Origin of the sequence: Belliella kenyensis (assembly GCF_022549675.1) — a bacterium.
Taxonomy (GTDB): domain Bacteria; phylum Bacteroidota; class Bacteroidia; order Cytophagales; family Cyclobacteriaceae; genus Belliella; species Belliella kenyensis.
Window position 1 is genome coordinate 1 of sequence record NZ_JAKZGR010000041.1, and the last position, 2,384, is coordinate 2,384.

1 protein-coding gene is annotated in these 2,384 nt (G+C 46.2%); it reads left to right on the plus strand.

What is annotated here, in order from left to right:
* Positions 1 to 2,384, plus strand: a 2,384-nt coding sequence (locus tag MM214_RS18830; RefSeq protein WP_241297727.1) for an Ig-like domain-containing protein, incomplete at both ends; no start/stop codon positions are given.

Here is a 2,384-nt window from a genome sequence, read left to right on the forward strand (position 1 = left end):
TCCTGAAGCTCCTGCTTCTCCTGCTACTCCTGAAGCTCCTGCTGTGAATGTTTCTCCAACAATCAGCATCATCACCCCAACAGATCAGCAGGTATTCGAGCAAGGGCAGGTTATCGAAATCACTACCTTAAGTGCAGATGAAGATGGTAAAGTGGTGAAGGTAGATTTCTATGCAGATGATCTATTGATCGCAAGTGTGGAAGTTGAGCCTTTTACCTTCAACTGGGACAATGCTCCTCTGGGCAATCATTACATCACTGCTATTGCCACTGACAATGAAGGGGCTGCGACGGTTTCTACTCCTGTTTACATAACAATCGAGGAAGCTCCTGCCGCCAATGTTTCTCCAACAATCAGCATCATCACTCCAACAGATCAGCAGGTATTCGAGCAAGGGCAGGTTATCGAAATCACTACCCTAAGTGCAGATGAAGATGGTGAAGTGGTGAAAGTAGATTTCTTTGCAGATGACCTTTTGATCGCAAGTGTGGAAGCTGAGCCTTTTACCTTCAACTGGGACAATGCACCTCTGGGCAATCATTACATCACTGCTATTGCCACAGACAATGAAGGGGCTGCGACAGTTTCTACTCCTATTTACATAACAGTTGAGGAAGCTCCTGAAATCCCTGAAGCTCCTGAAACTCCTGCTACTCCTGAAGCTCCTGCCGTCAATGTTTCTCCAACTATTAGCATCATCACCCCTGAAGATCAGCAGGTATTCGAGCAAGGGCAGGTTATCGAAATCACTGCCCTAAGTGCAGATGAAGATGGTGAAGTCGTGAAGGTAGATTTCTATGCAGGTGATCTATTGATCGCAAGTCTGGAAGCTGAGCCATTTACCTTCAACTGGGACAATGCACCTCTGGGCAATCATTACATCACTGCTATTGCCACAGACAATGAAGGGGCTGCGACGGTTTCTACTCCTGTTTACATAACAATCGAGGAAGCTCCTGCCGCCAATGTTTCTCCAACAATCAGCATCATCACCCCAGAAGATCAACAAGTATTCGAGCAAGGGCAGGTTATCGAAATCACTACCCTAAGTGCAGATGAAGATGGTGAAGTGGTGAAGGTAGATTTCTATGCAGATGACCTTTTAATCGCAAGTGTGGAGGCTGAGCCATTTACCTTCAACTGGGACAATGCACCTCTGGGCAATCATTACATCACTGCTATTGCCACTGACAATGAAGGGGCTGCGACGGTTTCTAATTCTGTTTACATAACAATCGAGGAAGCTCCTGAAATCCCTGAAACTCCTGCTACTCCTGCTACTCCTGAAGCTCCAGCAGCCAATGTTTCTCCAACTATCAGCATAATCAATCCAGAAGATCAGCAGGTATTCGAGCAAGGGCAAGTTATCGAAATCACTACCTTAAGTGCAGATGAAGATGGTGAAGTCGTGAAGGTAGATTTCTATGCAGGTGATCTATTGATCGCAAGTGTGGAGGCTGAGCCATTTACTTTCAACTGGGACAATGCACCTCTGGGCAATCATTACATCACTGCTATTGCCACTGACAATGAAGGGGCTGCGACGGTTTCTACTCCCATTTTCATAACAATCGAGGAAGCTCCTGAAATCCCTGAAGCTCCTGCCGCCAATGTTTCTCCAACAATCAGCATCATCACTCCAGAAGATCAACAAGTATTCGAGCAAGGGCAGGTTATCGAAATCACTACCCTGAGTGCAGATGAAGATGGTGAAGTCGTGAAGGTAGATTTCTACGCAGGTGATCTTTTGATCGCAAGTGTGGAGGCTGAGCCTTTTACCTTCAACTGGGACAATGCACCTCTGGGCAATCATTACATCACCGCTATTGCCACTGACAATGAAGGGGCTGCAACGGTCTCTACTCCTATTTACATAACAGTTGAGGAAGCTCCAGCAGCCAATGTTTCTCCAACAATCAGCATCATCACCCCAACAGATCAGCAGGTATTCGAGCAAGGGCAGGTTATCGAAATCACTACCCTAAGTGCAGATGAAGATGGTGAAGTCGTGAAGGTAGATTTCTATGCAGGTGATCTATTGATCGCAAGTGTGGAGGCTGAGCCATTTACTTTCAACTGGGACAATGCACCTCTGGGCAATCATTACATCACAGCTATTGCCACTGACAATGAAGGGGCTGCGACAGTTTCTAATTCTGTTCACATAACAGTCGAGGAAGCTCCTGCTGTGAATGTTTCTCCAACAATCAGCATCATCACACCAGAAGATCAACAAGTATTCGAGCAAGGGCAGGTTATCGAAATCACTACCCTAAGTGCAGATGAAGATGGTGAAGTGGTGAAGGTAGATTTCTATGCAGATGACCTTTTAATCGCAAGTGTGGAGGCTGAGCCATTTACCTTCAACTGGGACAATGCACCTC